The organism is Pusillimonas noertemannii (assembly GCF_003096595.1).
GTDB classification, from domain to species: Bacteria; Pseudomonadota; Gammaproteobacteria; order Burkholderiales; family Burkholderiaceae_B; genus Pusillimonas; species Pusillimonas noertemannii.
In genome coordinates, this window is record NZ_QEKO01000005.1 from 74,250 (window position 1) to 91,770 (window position 17,521).

The 17,521-nt window shown below is 66.4% G+C and carries 13 protein-coding genes; 7 read left to right on the forward strand and 6 right to left on the reverse strand.

The annotated features are described in order from the left end of the window. Positions 1 to 76: 76 nt before the first annotated feature. The 3 genes from pcaCD to C7440_RS15640 form a co-directional block, all read right to left on the reverse strand. Positions 77 to 1,345: a bifunctional 4-carboxymuconolactone decarboxylase/3-oxoadipate enol-lactonase PcaCD gene (gene pcaCD, locus C7440_RS15630; RefSeq protein WP_116519192.1), complete on the reverse strand. Its 1,269-nt coding sequence runs from the start codon at positions 1,343 to 1,345 to the stop codon at positions 77 to 79. Between the two features lie 170 nt (positions 1,346 to 1,515). Further along, positions 1,516 to 2,907, reverse strand: coding sequence for a lyase family protein (locus tag C7440_RS15635; RefSeq protein ID WP_116519193.1), 1,392 nt, complete (start codon positions 2,905 to 2,907; stop codon positions 1,516 to 1,518). A 115-nt stretch (positions 2,908 to 3,022) separates the two neighbouring features. After that, the gene (locus C7440_RS15640; protein WP_017522410.1) at positions 3,023 to 4,768 is read right to left on the reverse strand and encodes a methyl-accepting chemotaxis protein; all 1,746 of its coding nucleotides are present in this window, start codon (positions 4,766 to 4,768) and stop codon (positions 3,023 to 3,025) included. A 144-nt stretch (positions 4,769 to 4,912) separates the two neighbouring features. Here C7440_RS15640 and C7440_RS15645 point away from each other — a divergent pair, with 144 nt between their 5' ends. Further along, positions 4,913 to 7,501 carry a GDYXXLXY domain-containing protein gene (locus C7440_RS15645; RefSeq protein ID WP_165832618.1) on the forward strand — a complete coding sequence of 863 codons (2,589 nt, stop codon included), beginning with the start codon at positions 4,913 to 4,915 and terminating at the stop codon, positions 7,499 to 7,501. A gap of 83 nt (positions 7,502 to 7,584) precedes the next feature. Beyond that, positions 7,585 to 8,127: a peroxiredoxin gene (locus tag C7440_RS15650; RefSeq protein WP_116519195.1), complete on the forward strand. Its 543-nt coding sequence runs from the start codon at positions 7,585 to 7,587 to the stop codon at positions 8,125 to 8,127. Between the two features lie 19 nt (positions 8,128 to 8,146). Here the strand turns inward: C7440_RS15650 and C7440_RS15655 are convergent, their stop codons facing one another. From C7440_RS15655 to C7440_RS15665, 3 genes are all read right to left on the reverse strand, one after another. After that, complete coding sequence (locus C7440_RS15655) at positions 8,147 to 10,627, reverse strand: TonB-dependent siderophore receptor (protein ID WP_116519196.1); 2,481 nt, start codon at positions 10,625 to 10,627, stop codon at positions 8,147 to 8,149. Between the two features lie 226 nt (positions 10,628 to 10,853). After that, positions 10,854 to 11,855: a FecR domain-containing protein gene (locus C7440_RS15660; RefSeq protein WP_116519197.1), complete on the reverse strand. Its 1,002-nt coding sequence runs from the start codon at positions 11,853 to 11,855 to the stop codon at positions 10,854 to 10,856. Further along, positions 11,848 to 12,360: a sigma-70 family RNA polymerase sigma factor gene (locus tag C7440_RS15665; protein WP_116519198.1), complete on the reverse strand. Its 513-nt coding sequence runs from the start codon at positions 12,358 to 12,360 to the stop codon at positions 11,848 to 11,850. The genes C7440_RS15660 and C7440_RS15665 overlap by 8 nt, the downstream gene beginning before the upstream one ends. Before the next feature lie 356 nt (positions 12,361 to 12,716). On the opposite strand from C7440_RS15665, the gene C7440_RS15670 reads away from it, so the two are divergent. From C7440_RS15670 to C7440_RS20245, 5 genes are all read left to right on the forward strand, one after another. Continuing rightward, on the forward strand, positions 12,717 to 13,916 hold the full coding sequence (locus C7440_RS15670) for a PepSY-associated TM helix domain-containing protein (protein WP_165832619.1): 1,200 nt from the start codon (positions 12,717 to 12,719) through the stop codon (positions 13,914 to 13,916). Beyond that, positions 13,913 to 14,464 (forward strand): thiamine pyrophosphate-binding protein, encoded by a 552-nt coding sequence (locus tag C7440_RS15675; protein ID WP_116519200.1) that lies wholly within the window; start codon positions 13,913 to 13,915, stop codon positions 14,462 to 14,464. The genes C7440_RS15670 and C7440_RS15675 overlap by 4 nt, the downstream gene beginning before the upstream one ends. Further along, on the forward strand, positions 14,464 to 14,880 hold the full coding sequence (locus C7440_RS15680) for a hypothetical protein (RefSeq protein WP_243410947.1): 417 nt from the start codon (positions 14,464 to 14,466) through the stop codon (positions 14,878 to 14,880). The genes C7440_RS15675 and C7440_RS15680 overlap by 1 nt, the downstream gene beginning before the upstream one ends. A 254-nt stretch (positions 14,881 to 15,134) precedes the next feature. After that, complete coding sequence (locus tag C7440_RS15685; RefSeq protein ID WP_165832620.1) at positions 15,135 to 16,949, forward strand: DUF3772 domain-containing protein; 1,815 nt, start codon at positions 15,135 to 15,137, stop codon at positions 16,947 to 16,949. Then, entirely contained in the window at positions 16,950 to 17,447 is a 498-nt protein-coding gene (locus tag C7440_RS20245; protein ID WP_116519202.1) for a mechanosensitive ion channel family protein, read from the forward strand. It begins immediately after the preceding gene. The last annotated feature ends 74 nt before the right edge of the window (positions 17,448 to 17,521 follow it).

The window sequence follows — 17,521 nt, forward strand, 5'->3', positions numbered from 1 at the left end:
GCAAAGCCGCCCCCGCCGCGGCATCCAGGCCCGCGGCGTTGGATCGGTGCAGTATGGACGGGGGCTTACCGTTCGATCAGGCGGGCAACTGGCTCAGGAACTCTGCAACGGCCTGCTCGAACGCCTTGGGCTGTTCGGCCACGGCCAGGTGCGAGGCGTTTTCGATGACCACCAGCTTGGCGCCGGGAATCTGTTGGGCCATGGTCTCGGACATCGAGACGGGCGCGCCCTGGTCTTGTGCGCCCGCGATGATGAGCGCGGGCGCTTTTACCTGGGGCAGGCGGCCGGTGGTGTCGACCGTGCCCACGGCATTGCAGCAGCCCACATAGCCTTCGGCGTCCGTCGTGACCAGGCGCTTGCGGAAGGCCGCCACGGCGGCGGGTTTTTCCTGGCGGAAGCCGGCATGGAAATAGCGCTCCATCACCGCATCGGCGATGGCCTCGATGCCCTTGGCCCGCACGGTTTCGATGCGCTGCTGCCATGCCGCGCGCACTTCTTCCGGATACGCCGAGGTGGAGTTCGCAACGACCAGGGCCGAGACCAGTTCCGGATGGCGGATGGCAAGCTCCTGGCCCACCATGCCGCCCATCGAAAGCCCTATCCACACCACGGGGCCGCAGTCCAGTTCGCGCAGCAGGCGGGCGGCGTCTTCGGCCAGCTCAGCCATGCTGTACAGGCCTTCGGGGGCGTCGGAGCCGCCGTGGCCGCGATGGTCGTAGGCGACGACGTCGCTGTCGGCGGCCAGCACATTGGCCAGGCCGTCCCACATGTCCAGGTCGCAGCCCAGGGCATGGCTGAGCACGACGGTGCGGCGGGCCGCGCCGTTGCGGGCGCGGCGCAGGGTGTAGTGCAAGGCGGGCTTGCTGCGCGTGGACGACTCCTGCCCGATGCCTGGATGCGCGGCGGCGGTGATGTCCGCCGGTTCGAGCGTGTAGCCGATTTCGGGCCCGATCTCGCGCAGTATGGCCATGGCGTGGGTGAAGCCCGTGTTGGCGGCGGGCACGCCGGCGTAGATGGCGGTTTGAATCAGTACTTCCTTGAGTTCGTCGGGGGTGAGGCGGGTGTCGTCCTGGCCGCCCAGCAGGGCGGCGCGCACGTGCAGCTCGAATTCTTCCCAGCGGCCCAGGGCCATGGTAATGGCCAGCACCATGGCGCGGCGGGTTTTCTTGTCCAGGCCGGGACGGCCCCAGATTTCGTTCCAGGCGAAACGCGTGATCAGTTGCTGGAACTCGGCATTGAAGTTGTTGGCGCGCGAAAGGGAACGGTCCACCCAGGCGTCGCCAAGGATTTCACGGCGGTTCTTAAGCCCTCGTTCCAGGTCGTGATTGATGCGATCAAAACTCATATTGTTGGCTCGTAGAAGAAGATAAAAGGAAACTGGCTGATCGATATTGATGAAAGACTGCAAAGCGGGCGGTAAGGTTCGAACTCACGACAACCGGAATCACAATCCGGGACTCTATCGGCCCGACGCCGCCGTGGCGGCTTCGTTGGAACGGCACAGGCGTGACGCTTCTATGGCTGGCTGGTTGGAGAGCCCGGCTCGTTCAGCGCCTGGCGCAGGCTCGCCATCTGGGCGCGGGCGAGTTCGGCCGCGTTGGCGTTGGCTACGCGCGGGTCGAACAAGGCCTGCAGCGCATCCAGGTCGAGCCGGCTATCGAGCTGTTCGTCCCGGCGCACGGCCTCGATCACCACTTCGCCCAGCGGGCGCGACTCGGACACGGCCCGGCCGGTGAGCTCTTCCATCAGCGTGTGCGCCTGCGGTTTGCCGATGGCCCCGGCCAGGTAGATGGACACCGCCTCGGCATAGACCAGGCCCTGCAGGGCGTCGATGTTGCGCTGCATGCGGGCGGTGTCGATATGCACGCCCTCGATGGCTTCGCGCATGGCTTGCAGCGCGCCGTGGGTGCTGATGAACAGGCCGGGCCATTCGGCCAGTTCGGCCTGCCAGTTGCCCAGGCCGCGTTCGTGTTCCTGGCCCATGTTGGCCAGCAGGGCGGCGGCGCGCTGGGGCACGCGCCCGGCGGCCGCCAGGGCCGTCATGCAAGAGACCGGGTTGCGCTTGTGGGGCATGGCGGTAGAGCCGCCGCGGCCGGCGCCCGCGGGCTCGGCCAGCTCGGCGATCTCGCCCTGGGCCATCAGGCTGAAGTCGGTGGCCAGCTTGCCCAGGCTGCCCGCCAGCACGGCGACCTGCAGGCCCAGGCGCACCCATTCGTCGCGCTGCGTGTGCCAGGCGGCGTCGGGCACCGCCAGGCCCAGCTCGGCGGCTGTGCGGCGCACCACCGCCGGGCCTTTGTCGCCCATGACGGCCAGGGTGCCTACGGCCCCGCCCAGCTGCAATTGCAGGGCGCGGCCGGCGGCCGCCTTGAGATGGCGGCGGGCGCGCACCAGCGGCGCGGCCCAGGCCGTGAACTTGAAGCCCAGGCTGGTGACCTGCGCAGGCTGCATCAGGGTGCGGGCCAGCACGGGCGTATGCAGGTGCTGGTCGGCCAGGTCGAGCAGGCGTTCGGCCAGAGAGAGCAGGGTGGTGTCGATAAGCCGCAGGGCGTCGCGCGTGGCCAGCACCATGCCGGTGTCGATGACGTCCTGGCTGGTGCTGCCCCAGTGCACGTGAGTGGCCGCGCTTTTGTCGTCGTCGCCCACGGCCTTGGTCAGCGCCTTGACCAGCGGGATGGCCATGCTGCCCGCGCGGCGGCTGGCCACGATGATGGCCTGCACGTCGTAGGCGGCAATGTCGCCGTGGCGGGCGATGACCTGCGCGGCTTCGGCGGGAATGACGCCTTCCTGGGCCTGGGCATTGGCCAGCGCCACTTCGAAGCGCAGCATGGCTTGCAGGACCGCCTCGTCGTCGAACACCTGGATGATTTCGGAGGTGGTCAGGAAACTGTCGAAAATGGAAACGCTCACCGTGGGCTCCGGCAGGTGAAAATGGAGAAAAGTAAAGAAGAAGGCCGGCTTGCAGGCCGGCCCGGGTATTGTAGCGGCTGGGCACCGCGCATGTAAGGCGGCGCGGCCGGGGGCGCTAAGAGGAGGCGATCGCGCGGCGCCTGGCTTGAGCCAGCGGTTCGGGCGCCGTGGGCTCGTTGGCCGCCGGACCGGCGCGCCGGGCTTCGGGGCGGGCTTCGGCGCGGGTTTGGCGCGGCCCGCCGCGGCGCGCATCCAGCGAGGCGGGGCGGCCTTCTTTGCCCAGGCCGGTATTGAGCACGCCGATGGCCTCGCCCAGGTTCTCGGCCTCGGCCGAGAGGGTGCGCACCGTTTGCCCCAGGTCGTGCACCAGTTCCGCATTCTGCTGGGTGACGCCGTCCATCTGGCCGATGGCCTGGTTGATCTGCTCGAGCCCGCCCGACTGCTCGACCGAGGCGGTGGATATCTCGCCCATGATGTCGGTGACCCGCCGCACCGAGTCCACGATTTCCTGCATGGTGGCGCCTGCGCGGGCGGCCTGCTCGGAACCGGCGGTGACGCGCGAGGCGGATTCGTCGATCAGCGTCTTGACCTCTTTGGCGGCCTGCGAGCTCTTGAGGGCCAGATTGCGCACCTCGCCGGCCACCACCGCAAAGCTCTTGCCCGCCTCGCCGGCGCGGGCCGATTCCACTGCCGCGTTCAGGGCCAGGATATTGGTCTGGAAGGCAATGCCTTCGATCAGGGTGACGATGTCGGAGATCTTGCGCGAACTGTCGCGTATGCCGTCCATCGTCTCCACGACCTCGGCCACCACCTCTCCGCCCTGGCGGGCGATGCGCATGCTGTCGTCGGCCAGGCGGGCGGCCACGTGGGCGTTGTCGGCGTTCTGCTTGACGGTGGAGGTAAGCTCTTCCATGGCGGCCGCCGTTTCCTGCAGCGAAGAGGCCTGGTCTTCGGTGCGGGCCGACAAATGGGTATTGTTGGCGAACAGGATCTGCGCGGTATGGCCCGTGGCATGCACGCCGATCTGCACGTCGTCGCTGATGCTGATCAGGCTCTTGCGCATGATGTCCAGGTAGAAGCTCAGGCGGTCCAGCTCGTCGTGCTGGCTGGCATGGCCGATTTCCGCGCCCAGGTTGCCTGCCGAGATCTGCCGCGCGGTCTCGGCCAGTCCTTCGAGCGAGCGCAGCACGCGCCTGGAAAGGGTCCAGCCCTGGACCAGCATGCCCGCTGCAAGCAGGCCCAGAACGGGCCACACCGTCCATTGCCACTGCGGCGGCACGCCGCCGGTGGCGGCGAAGTAGCCGCCCAGGCCGATGGCCAGCAGGCCGGCCAGCGCCATGCGCACGATGCTTGTCCTGACGCTGCTGCGGAAGGGCAGGGCCGCCACGTCGGCCAGGCGGCGCCAGCCCTTTCGCGCCCGCTGCCCTTGCACAATGCCGTAGCCGCCCGCGCGGCCCGCGTTGACGGCGGCGTAGAAGGCTTCGGCTGCGCGTATCTGTTCATCGCTGGCCTTGACCCGCACCGAGGCGTAGCAGCTGACTTCGCCGTTCTCGATGACCGGATAGGCATTGGCCAGCACCCAGTAGAAGCCGCCGTCCTTGCGGCGGTTCTTGACCAGGCCCAGCCAGGGCTTGCCCGCCTTGAGCGTCTTCCACAGGTCGGAGAAGGCCTCGGGGGGCATGTCCGGGTGGCGGATGACATTGTGCGCCTTGCCGATCAGCTCGTCGCGATGGAAGCCGCTGACCTCGATGAAGGCCGGGTTGGCGTAGATGATCCGACCTTTCATGTCGGTCTTGGAGATCAGGTACTGATTGTCGCGTACCTTGGTTTCGACATTGTTGACAGGCAGGTTCTTGCGCATGATGGGCCGTATAGAAGTAAGAGTCCACATCCGCCGCGGTTGGAGTTGGCATCCACGGTCGGTCAACGTCTTTACGGCTGCTTGCTGGCATACTTTAGGATGCCGATAATGGGCGTGCGGTCGTATGGACGGAGGCGGTGCAAGGTGACGAAACAATTGCGGGCGGGCACAGAAAGCGCGAAAGGCCGGTTGAACTTCCTATACCGGGCCGCCGCCGGGCTGGCTTGCCTGCTGCTTGCCAGCGCGGGCATATGCTGGGTGGCCGCCAACTGGGACCAGGCCTCGAGCGTGCAAAAGCTGGCGGGCGCCCAGCTATTGCTTGCGGTGCTGGTTCTGGCGGCGCTGTGGCGCGCGCGGGGCCGGCACGCCCGGCATGCCGGCGGGGCTGGGCGGGGCAATCATAATTTCACGGCCACGGCGCATCTGGCAGGCCTGGCCGGCGTGGCGGTGGGCGCCTTGCTGGCCCTCATCGGCCAGATCTATCAAACAGGCGCCGATGCCTGGCAGCTTTTCCTGGCCTGGGCGATTCTGCTGATTCCCTGGCTGCTTACCCAGCATACGGTGTTTCTGGGCCTGCTCTTTGCCGTGGTGCTCAATGCGGCGCTGGGCCTTTACCTGGGCGTGCATGACGGCGGAATCTGGCACAGTTTCGGCGGCTGGGCGGGGCCCGCGCTGCTGGCCGCCCTGCTGAACGCCTTTCTGCTGGCGGGCTGGGAGCGCTTCATTGCCTATTTCGGCGATGGCTGGCGCATCGGGCCGCGGGTTTTGGCCACCGCGATTGCGGCCTGGCTGGTGGTGGCGGCATTCACCGGCATAGAGTCGCGTTCGGGCCCCATAGGCCTTTCCGTCATCGGGTGGGCGGCGCTGGTTGTCATGTACCTGGCCTACACGCGGCTGCGGCATGACCTGGCCATCGTCAGCCTGGCTGCGCTCGCGGCCTTTGTCCTGCTGGTGCTGCCCCTATTGTATTGGGTGGGCTCCGAGGCCGGGCTGCTGCTGGTGGTGCTGGTCCTGCTGGCCGCCATGGCCGTGGGCCTGCGCAAGCTGGGCCAGCTGCTGCGCGCCAGGGCGGTAAAGTCCGATCCCTGGTATGTCAGCGCCTTCCGCCTGGTGGCCATGGGCATCACGGCGGTGCTGCTCATCGTCTTCTTGCTGCTTACCCTGGATTTCGACGTCGAGTTCCTGTGGGTGCCGGGGCTGGCGCTTTGCTTCATCGGCATCGCCGCCTGGCGCTGGGGCGGCTCGGACGTGCTGCGCGAACTGGGTCTCACCGCGATGACGGCCGGCCTCTTGCTGAGCGGAGGCAGCTTCTTCGCCTTGCACGAAGACGGCTCCGGCGTGGCCGTGTATGCCTTGCTGGTTCTGGGCGTCGCCCTGTATTCATTGGCGGGCAATGCCGCCTTCCGCTTCATCGCGGCCTTCTTCGTATTGGGCATGGTCACGGTCATGACCTGGCCGCATGGTTCCTGGGAAGACGCCTTGTTCGACGCGGGCCGGGCGCTGGGCGAAGCGCCATTGCCCGCTTATTTGCGCATGTGGTGGTTCAGCCTTGGCGGTGCGCTGGTGCTGCTGCTGGGGCGGGGCGAGCATACCGGCCGGCGCTGGCGGCCGCTGGGCTGGGCGCTGGTGTTCCTGGCGCAGATCACCGTCTGGCAGACGCCCGCGCCGCAGCCGGCTTCCATCGCCCAGGCCTGGCAGCTCGATCCTTCGGTGGTGGTGATCTGGCTGGCGTGCGCGGCCCTGCCGGTCGCAGCGCTGGCCGCAGTGGTGTGGCGCAAGCCGGCGCTGCCGATGGCGATACGCATCGGCGCGCCGCTGGCGCTGGCCATTGCCGCCGCGGGGTGGATGGGCGCGCCGGGCGTCTCGCTGGCCCTGCTGTGGCTGGTCATAGGCTTTGCCATGAGCCATCGCAGCCTGATGGGCTTCGGCGTGCTGGCCTTGCTGGCCTACCTGGCGCATTTTTACTATTTGCTCGATTCCAGCTTGCTGCACAAGTCATTCGTGCTGGGGGCCACGGGCGCCTGGCTGCTGGCTTCGGCCTGGGTATTGAGGCGCAGTCAGGGTGCGCGCCGCGATGCGTTGACCCGCGCCGATTCGGCGGCGGGCGCGGCTGCCGGGGTTGCCGGAGATGCGGGAGGTGCAGCTGGTGCAGCTGGTGCCGGGGCGCCCGTTCACGGAAAGGCAAGCATCCTGTGGCGGCGCGGCGGACTGGTCACGGGCCTCCTGCTCGTACTGGTCGTGGCCAACGCGGGCATCTACGAACGCGAGCAGATACTGGACCACGGCCGGCGCGTGGTGCTGGAGCTTGCGCCTGTCGACCCGCGTTCCCTCATGCAGGGCGACTACATGCGCCTGAATTTCGACGTTGCCAATCAAGTCCAGGCGATGCTGGCGCGCACGTCCGATCCGCTGCTGCAGGACATCGAGCGCCGCCGTGGCGGCCTGCTTGTATTGAGGCCGGACGCGCAGGGCGTGCATCAGCTTGTCGCCATCCGGGCCGCGCAAGGGAACGGCCCCGCACAGGAAAATGGCAATGGCCAAGAGGATGTATTCTTGGAGTTCCGCCTGCGTGGCGGCCAGGTCCGCGTGGTGACCGATGCCTGGTTCTTTCCGGAAGGACAGGCCGCGCATTTCGAGCAGGCGCGCTATGGCGAGTTTCGCGTGGATGAAGAGGGCGCCGGCCTGTTGACCGGCCTGCTCGACAAAACGCTGCAGCCCTTGGCGCGGCGCTGAGCCAGGCGCTCGGAGCGGCCGGCTTGCTTTGCAGTCCGGGTTTTATGGACGGGCCGCCGCAAGCCTTGAATCAGGAGAAAATCATGTTGCACAAGTCCAAGTTTTTTCTGTCCATGCTGGCCGGGGCCTTCATGGCCCTGGCGGCGGTTCCGGCTTTGGCGCTTCAGGCGGGCGACCCGGCCCCCGACTTTGCCTTGCCGGGGTCCGACGGGCAGACCCACCGCCTTTCCGACTATCGCGGCAAGCAGGCCGTGGTACTGGCCTGGTTTCCCAAGGCCTACACTTATGGCTGCACCATAGAGTGCAAGTCGCTGGCCGAAAACGGCCACCTCATCCGCGAGTACGACGTGACCTACTTCATGGCCAGTGTCGATCCCTTGCTGGACAACAAGGGCTTCGCCCACGAGACCGGCGCCGATTTTCCCCTGCTCAGCGATGAAGACAAGGCGGTGGCCAGGGCGTATGGCGTACTGCACGACAAAGGCTATGCCAAGCGGCACACGTTCTACATCGGCAAGGACGGCACCATCCTGAAGATAGACACGCGCGTCAACCCCGAGACCTCGGCCGAGGACATGGCGAAGACGCTGGGCGAATTGGACGTGAAGCGGACGGCGGGCAAGTAGCGCGAAATTCGCCGCCAGCCTACCACTGCTTGCGCAGGTTCAACAGCACCGTCCGGCCCTGGCCGTAGAAGCATTGCAAGTCGTTCAGGCAGTAGCTGACGTACTTGCGGTCGGCCAGGTTGCTGGCGGTCAGCGACAGCTTGAAGCCGCTCAGGTTCGGGTTGGCCTTGCCCAAGTCATAGTGGATGGCGGCGTCCCAGAAGGTGTTGGCCGGCAGTTCCAGGCTCGCGTTCGTATCGGCGTAGTTGGCGCCGATGTAGCGCACGCCTACGCCGGCCGACAGCCCGGCCAGGCCCAGGTGATCGAACTCGTGGTTGACCCACAGCGAGGCCATGTGACGGGGCACGCGCGGCAGGGGCAGCCCTTCCAGCGAGTTGCCCGAGGCGTCCGGGTTGGCCTTGGTGATCTTGGAGCGCGTATAGGCGTAGGCGCCGATCACGTCGGTGTTGCCCCATAGCCGCGTGCGGGCTTCCAGGCTGATGCCGCGCGATCTTACCTCGCCGGTCTGGATGCTGAAGAACTCTCGTCCCGGCTGGGTGTCGGGGGTCAGCATGTTCTTTTGCGTCAGTTGGAAGGCCGAGAGGGTGACAAGCGTATCGGAACCCCCGGGCTGGTACTTGATGCCCAGCTCGGCCTGCTCCCCCGTCATGGGTTCGTAGGGCTTGCCGTCGAAATCGGTGCCGGCCAGGGGTTCGAACGAGGTCGAGTAGCTGGCGTAGGGCGCCAGGCCGTTTTCGAATACATAGTTGATGCCCAGCCGCCCGGTAAAGGCTTCGTCGCGGCGCGGCGTGCTGCTGCCGGCCGTCCGGTTCTCGGTGTCTGCATCGGCGCGATCGTAGCGGCCGCCGGCCGTGATCACCCAGCCGCCCGCGCGCATCTGGTCCTGCACATACAGGCCGCTTTGCCGCATGGTCTGCAGGGTGCTGATGCGCGGAATGAGTTCGGGAATGTCGATGCCGTACACCGGGTTGTACAGGTCGATGGGCGCGGCCATGTTGGAGGCGAAGCGGTAGTCGTCCTTCTGCCTGACGTAGTCGAAACCCATCAGCAGGGTGTGGTCCAGCGCGCCGGTGGAGAAGCTGGCCTGGGCCTGGGTGTCGATGCCCAGGATGCTGCCCGTGCCCAGGCCCTGCGTGGCCACGCGGTAATAGTTGCGTTCGTCGGCGTCCAGCATATAGCCCGGCGTGCCGCGCGCATCGATGTCCACGTGCGTGTAGCGCATGTTCTGGCGCACGGTCCAGGTGTCGTTGAAGCGATGCTCGAAGGCATAGCCCAGCGCGTACTGTTCGCGGCCCATTCTTTCGTGCGAGGGCTCGCCGGAAAAGCGCGAGCGGGGCAGCGTGCCGTTGATGTTGTCGCGCAGCGTGCCCTTGGCGGGCAGGCCCTGGTACTGGGGAATGGTCCGGTCGCGCTGGTAATGGATCAGCAGCGTCAGCGAAGTGTCGGCCGAAGGGCGCCAGGTAAAGCTTGGGGCGATCAGGGCGCGCTTTTCTTCCGAAAAGTCCGTCATGCCGTCGGCCTTCCTGGCCAGGCCGGTGATGCGGTAGAGCAGCTTCTGCTCGGCGTCCAGCGGGCCGGTCGAGTCGAAGGCCAGCTTGCCGCCGGCCGGGTGGCTGCCCTGCAGCCACAGCTCGTGCTGCGGGTCGGCCTGGGGCCGGCGGCTGACCATGTTCAGGATGCCTCCCGGCGTGGTCTGGCCGAACAGGCCCGAAGAGGGCCCTTGCAGCACTTCGATGCGCTCGAGCATATAGGGGTCGAACTGGGGCACCGAAACACTGTAGGCGCTGAACGGCAGCACGATGCCGTCGAGGTACTGGCGCACGAACAGGCCGCCGCGCGCCTTGACCACGTCATAGCGGCTGTCGGTGCCGCCGAAGGCCGCGATCACGCCGGGCGTGTAGCCCACCGCGTCGTTCACCGTCTGGGCGCCCTGCATCTCGATCTGGTCGCGCGTGACCACATTGATGGTCTGGGGTGCTTCGAGGATGGACGTGTTGGTCTTGGTGGCCGTGGCCGTGCGCTGGGCCGTCAGGCCGGCCACGGGGCCGTAGGGGTTCTCCAGCTGCGCCGTGACGACGACGGGCGACAGCGTAGATACGTCGGTGCCCGAAGGAGGCGGCGCGGCCCGCAGCGAATAGGCGCCGTTGGCGCCCTGGATGACCTGAAGGCTTTGCCCTTGCAGGATGCGGGCGAAGCCTTCATGCACATTGAAGCTTCCTTGCAGGCCGGGACTGTGCTTGCTTTGCGTCAGCGACGAGGCAGCCGAGAGCTCCACGCCGGCCGCCTGGGCGAACCGATTCAGCACCGTGCCCAGCGGCCCAGCCGGGATATCGTAGCTGCGCTGCGCCTGCTCTTGCGCCTGGGCTCGCGCCGGCCCCGCCAGGGCCAGCGGCCCCAGCGCCAGGCCCGCGCATAGCGCGGCACGCAGCACAGAGGGAAGAAAGCGGGAAACTGCTTGGGTATGCCGGTGCGTATTCGTGTCGGTGGAAGGCAGGGCCATGAAAATAATCCTTATTGTCCGGAAACCCCCCGGGACCGTGCCGGGCGGGAAGCGCTTGCCATACACGGCGCGGCGCGGCCTTGCCATGTATTGCGGTATTCATCATCTATTCCGAACAAGAACGGCAAGTCCTCAATGCCGCGGCGGATTATTTTGTAACAATGCTATGGAAGGGGCTGGTTTCGCGGCTGCGATCGCTGGCCGGCACGAGCCCCGCCGTGGTCCTTCAGCGCGGGTTCACAGTGACCCAGTAGCGGCTGCGGTACGAAGCCTGGACGGGTAGGGCAAGCTCGAGATTGGCCAGCGCCCGATCGGTGTCTGCCAGGGGGAAGACCCCGGTAACCGACAGCTTGGCGACTTCCGGCGAGCAGCGCAGCAGCCCGGGCCGATAGCGGCCCAGTTCGCGCAGGAAGTCTTCGATGCGCATGTTCTCGGCCACCAGCAGGCCTTGCGTCCAGGCCGCTTCGCTTTCGAAGGCGCGGCTTGCGGGCTGCGCGTGGCGGCTGGAAAACGCGCTGCGCTGGCCCGCGTCGAGCTGCAGCGCGGATGCATGGCCGGGTTGTATGCGCACCGCTCCTTCGTAGACCGCCACGCGCGAGGCATCGCCGTCGAGCCGCACCGTAAAGCGCGTGCCCAGGGCGCGTATGGTGCCGTGGGGACTGCGCACCACGAAGGGCCGGGGCGGCGTGGCGGGGTCGGGGCTGGTCGTGACCAGGATCTCGCCCGAGCGCAGCACGACCTCGCGCAGGTTTTCGTCGAAGCGCAGGTCGATGGCGCTGGCGGTGTTCAGCAGCAGCCGGGTGCCGTCGGCCAGCGCGATCTCGCGTATTTCGCCCACGCCGGTGCTGTAGTCGCTGGAGATGCCGAGCCAGGCCTGGCTGTCGCGCAGAACGGGCAGGGCGCCGGCCGTGAGCGCCGCCACGGCCAGAACCTGCAGCGCCCGGCGCCGCGACGGTCCGCCCTTGGCGGCGGGTTCCATCAGTACGGGGGCGGCGTGCTGCGGCAGGTTCTGCAGCTTGTCGTCGAAGACCTGCAGGCGCCGCCAGGCGCGCTCGTTGTCGGGATGGGCCGCGCGCCACCTGCGACAGGCGGCGTGATCAGCCTCGCAGGCGTCGTCGGCCCAAAGCCGCGCCATCCATTGCGCGGCCTTTTGAACCACGGCCGGGTCCAGGGCCTGCCGCCGGTCAGGCTCGGGCGCAACGGGCAGGGAGGCGGGATGTTCAGCCATGGTTGCCAAGCGCCAGGCAGCAGGCCTGGAGCCCGCGCGCGATGTATTTTTCAACCGACGACACCGAGACGTTCAATTGCGCGGCGATCTGGCCGTAGCTCAAGCCTTCGAGCTTGCGCAGCAGCAGGGCGCGCCGGGCCTTTTCGGGCAGGCCGTGCAGCGCGGCGTCGATCTCGACCAGGGCTTCGACGGCCAGGGCGCGGGCCTCTTCGGACGGCGCTTCGGGTTCGGGCAGCAGGCTGATGGTATGCAGATAGGCCGCCTCGATGCGGCGCCGACGATACAGGTCTATGACCAGGCCGTTGGCCACCCGGGCCAGATAGCGGCGCGAGTGGCGGGGCTCGGGCAGGCTGCCGCCGCTCAGGATGCGCACATAGGTGTCGTGGGCCAGGTCGGCCGCGTCGAAGGCGTTGCCCAGCTTTCGGTGCAGCAGGCCGCGCAGCCAGCCGTGATGGTCGCTGTAGAAGGATTCGATTTCCTGCGGCGGAGACTGGACCGTGGCCATAAAAGGGAAGAGCGGGCAGGATGCCCTGGCTGTAGGCGGAATTTAACTTCGATAATAAGAATTAGTCGCATTATAGTTATAATGGCGAAAATTGCCTATATGGCCTTGCGCAGCCAAGGGTCCGCGGGCCCCTCTCTGCGCAAGGCCCGCATGTGGCAGGGCCATGTGGCATCGGCGGCAAACGGCCGGCCGACAGGCTCCTGAATCAGGTTGTTACAAAAAAGGGAAGTCCGGAATTACGGGTTTCGCGGCTTCAAACGTCTTAGATAGTAAGAGGCGAATTTCATCGCCGGATGAATCGTGCGCGCGGATGGCGCCCGCACGGCCCATGCAACGGAAGTCAAAGGTACACAGGCGTGACTCAAGCAAAAAAAGTCTCTAAATCGAAGCTCTGGTTTCTGGTGCACAGCTGGCTGGCGCTGCCCCTGTGGGTGTTCGTCTTTTTCGTGTGCGTCACCGGCACCATTGCCACGGTAAGCCAGGAAATCGTCTGGCTGGCCAACCCCGCGGTGCGGGCCAACGCGCCCTCCGACGATGCGCAGATGCTGGGCTACGACGCCATCCTCGAGGTCATCGAGCGCGAGCATCCCGGTGCGGTGGTCGAGTTCATTTCCCGGCCGGTCAAATCGCAGTTTGCACTCACGGCTCGTGTCGCCTATCCGGACGCCACCGAGGCCTCGCTGTACGTCAACCCCTACACGGGCCAGATCCAGGGCAGCACCTCGGGCTTCAGCTTCCAGCAGTTCATGCGTGCGCTGCATGGATGGCTGCTGGTGCCTTTCACTGAAGGCTTCAGCCTGGGCTGGTATATCGTGGCCTTCCTGGGCATACCGATGCTGGCTTCCCTGGTTACCGGCCTTGTCGTATACAAGCGTTTCTGGCGCGGCTTCCTGAAGCCCAAGCTGCGCCTGCGGCAGGGCGGGCGGGTGTTTTGGGGCGACTTCCACCGGCTGGCGGGCATCTGGTCGATTCCCTTCATCGCCATCATTGGGGTCACCAGCATCTGGTTCCTGATCCAGGCGGTGCTGTTCGACAACCAGATCTCCTTTTCCACATTCGGCGTGCCGCCCATCGTCGCCCGTGAAGACATTCCCGTCGTCGCGGCGGGCCAGCCACCACCGGGCATCACGCTCGATCGCGCGGCGCAGATCGCGCAGCAAACCTTTCCCGACCTCGAGGCTTCTTTCGTCAGCCTGCCTTCCAACGCCTACGACCATATCCGGGTGGGCGGCCGCGGAGCCTACCCCCTGCTGTTCGAAACCATGAGCATCAACCCCTATACCGGGGTGGTGGAGCACACGCGGCGCGTCTCCGACCGATCGACGCTCGAGCTGGTTACAGGCTCGATGCGTCCCTTGCATACGGGCGACTTCGCCGGAACCTGGCTCAAGCTCGTGTATGCCTTTTTTGGCCTGCTGCTTAGCATGATGGTCTTCAGCGGCATGCTGATCTGGACCAAGCGCACGGCCAAGGAAACCGTGGCCGAGGTCAAGCGGCGCAAATCGGCCCGCGCCGCGCGCGCGGTGGTGGCCACTGAAGGCGGGAGTTCGGCATGAGCAAGGCTGCTGCGGCACAAACCCAAGCGCCGACGTCGTGGTTCGCCCTGAAATGGAAGCGCTGGCGCTTCTATCTCAGCGCCTTCGTGCTGATCGCGCCGCTGGCCTACCTGCCCACGTATTTTGAAGACCTGGCCCTCGAGCGCGGCGACGTCGGCCTGGGCCAGCGCGACATCGGTGAAATCACCGCCGGTCCCTGGAGCGTGCGCCTGGCCGAATGGCAAATCGGCGCGCCCGAGCGCGAGGGGCTGGCGGGCTACGCAAAAGTCTTTACCCTGGCCCAGTGCCGGGAATGCATCGGGCAGATCAAGGCCATCTACATGCGGGTGGGCGAGCCGCGCAGCCTGCGCACGGCGGGCTCTTTGTTCGCCGGCAGCCCGTACCGGCAGATGGCCGAAGTCCTCATTCCGGAGCAGGCCTCGCCCGAGGCGCAATTGTGGCTCACGCTTGAAGGCTGGGACGGCGCCGTACACCAGGTGCGCGTGCCTTTGTCGGACGCTTCGCCTTCCACCGTTCAATGGTTGAAACAACGCAACAGGAGGCCCTGATGGCCGGATTCGATTTTTTTGCCGCCAAGCCATCGCAAGGCCGGAAACTCCACTCCGCCAGCGGGCAGGCCGTCTTGGTCCAGCGCGGCGCTGGGGCGCTTTCCGCCGCCTTGCGGCTGGCTGCGGGCGTGGGCCTTTGCGTGGCGTCCGCCGCAGCATGGGCGCATTTCCCCGTGGGCCAATGCAAAGCGCTCGACGAACACACCATACAATGCAAGGGCGGGTTCTCCGACGGCAGCAATGCGCCCGGGCTTACGCTCGAGGTGATCTCGTACGACGAGAAAACCCTGGTGTCCGACAAGCTGGACAAGAATTCCAGCATCACCTTCAAGCGACCGGCCGTTCCGTTCTACATTCTGTTCGACGCCGGCGCCGGCCACACCGTCGAAGTCGACCATACGCAGGTCGGCTCTTAACTCTTAAGGCTTTGCCTCCTGGTCCTTGAGCCGGGCGCTTGCCGCCCGGCGCCGCGCATTGCAGCGGCTTGGCAAGCTGCTTGCTGGCGTCTGATTCCGAACTCTCGTTTCCACGGGGCAGGCTTAGGATGACGCGCGCGTTACGGCCTTGGTTGGCCGCTCTTTGCTTGTGCTGCCTGGCGTTGTCGCTGGGCCTGGGTGTTGCTGCGTCCCAAGCGCTTGCCCAGGCTGCTGCGGCGCCCGCGATCGAGGACGTGAGTACGGTCCTGGACAAGACCCAGGCGGCGGTCACCCGAATCCAGGAGCGCCTGAAGCAAAAGCCGCAGGGCATAGAAGATACAGAGCTGGTCGCGATGCGCGACACCCTGCAGGAAGCTCAGTCGCGAGCCGACGACATCGCTGCTCAGCTCGAGCCGGAACTGGCCGGCGTTCAGGCGCGCCTGAAAGAGCTCGGAACGCCCGCCCCCGACGCTCCAGAGCCTCCCGACATCGCCCAGCAGCGGGCACAATTGACGAAGCGGCAGTCCCTGCTCGATTCCCAGATCAAGCTGGCCCGGCTGATGGGGGTGGACGCAAGGCAGGGCCAGGACCAGATTTCCGTCTTGCGCCGGGCCCGCTTCCAGGCCGAGCTGGGCGAGCGCACGCAATCGTTGCTGACGCCCAGCTTCTGGCGCAATGTCATGCGGGACGCGCCTCGGGACATGCGGCGGCTTGACGGCTTGCTGGACGAACTGGGCGACAGCTTGAGGGCCGTGCCCACCCACGTGTGGTCCACGGCGCTGGCCCTGGCAATGTTGCTGCTGCTCGGCGGAGAAGTGGGCCGGCGCGGCCTGGCCACCTCTACCGTCAGGCACACCCAACCCGCCCGCCTGCGCCGGTCGATTTTCGCGGTATTGACGGTGGTGCCTTATACCGTGGTGCCCGGCCTGCTCGCCACCATCCTTCTTTTCGTCCTGCGGTGGGGGGGCGAGCTGGGGGCCGATCTAAGCGCGTTCCTGCAGCAAAGCGTGATAGTCGTCTACCTGGCGGGAGCCATGGCGGGCCTGGGCACCGTGCTGCTTTCTCCCGCGCGCCCCAGTTGGCGATTGCCGGCCCTGACCGACGGGCTGGCCAACACGCTGGCCTGGGTTCCCGCGGTCTTTGCCGTGACCTTCGCGCTGGCGTGGACGGCCCAGCGGCTGCTGGAGCTGATCAACGCCTCGCTAAGCACCATTCTGCTCGTGAACGGCGCCATGACGGTCGCGCTCAACATCTTGATCGGCTTTACAGCCCTGAGCCTGCGGTCCAGCCTGCGCGGGCAGGCGCAACAGGCGTCGGCGCAGGCGCCCGCCGCGGCCTCGCCGGTGCTTTCCTGGGCCAGGGCCGTGCCCTCGGTACTGGTTTTTGTCATTTCGGTGAGTCTGGTGGCCTTCTTGCTGGGTTTCATCGCGCTAAGCAGCCTGGTAGCCCAGGAAATAATCTGGTTGGCCGTCATTGGCAGCATCACCTATCTTCTGGTGGTGCTGATTACCGATGTGTTCGACAGCCTGGTTGCCAAAGTGGGCAGGGAGCAGGCGGCCGGCCTGTTGAGCGCGCAGCAGGCGCGAACCCGCTGCCAGCTGCTGGTGCTGATATCGGGCATGCTGCGGCTGATGCTGGTTTTAAGCGCCATTGCCCTCGTTCTCTTGCCCTTCGGAGAAAACCCCGGCGAATGGCTGCAGCGCCGGCTGGGCTTCCTGACGAGCGGTTTCAAGGTGGGCGAGGCGCAGATCAGGCCGGCTTCCATCGCCTCGACCATGATCGTGCTATTGGCCGGCGTCTATGCCGTCCGGGTCCTGAGGACGTGGATATCCGACCAGTTCCTGCCCGTGACGCGGCTGGACGAGAGCATGCGCACCTCGGCCGCCAATCTGGTCGGCTACCTGGGTTATTTTGCCGTCGTCATGATGGCGATTTCGTCCCTGGGCATCGGCCTGGAGCGCATGGCGTGGATCGTCAGCGCCCTGTCGGTCGGGATAGGGTTTGGCCTGCAGGCGGTGGTGCAGAACTTCGTGTCAGGCGTGATTCTTGTGGCAGAGCGGCCCATCTAGGTGGGCGACTGGGTCAGCCTGGACGGCGGCGTCGAGGGCAATGTGCGCAAGATCAGCGCCCGCGCAACGGAAATCGAAATGTTCGATTGCTCGACGATGATCGTCCCGAATTCCGAGTTCATCACCAAGAAGGTGCGCAACGTGACCATGGCCAACCCCCTGGGTGTGGTCACGCTTAAATTCAACATGCCGCTCAATGTCAACGCCGACGTCGTGCGCGACATCATGAAGACGGCCATGGACACGCAGCAAGAGGTCCTCGACAAACCGGCGCCGGCCGTCACGCTGGAGACCTTCAGCGAGGTGGTGCTGACTTTCTCGGCGACCTGCTACGTGTCTTCGCCACGTCATGTCGGCAGGGTGCGCAGCGAACTGATGTTCGACATACTGGGCGCGCTGCGCAAGCGCGACATCAAGACGCACGCCATGCCGCCGGCGGGCGATGCCCCCGTGCCTGCGGGCAGCGCCGCACCGCCGCCAGATGCTCCGCCGCTTTAGGCGGCACGCATGGCGGGCGTCCATGACGGGACGAATCGCCCCAGACCATGCGGCCCACATCTAAATGAGAATTA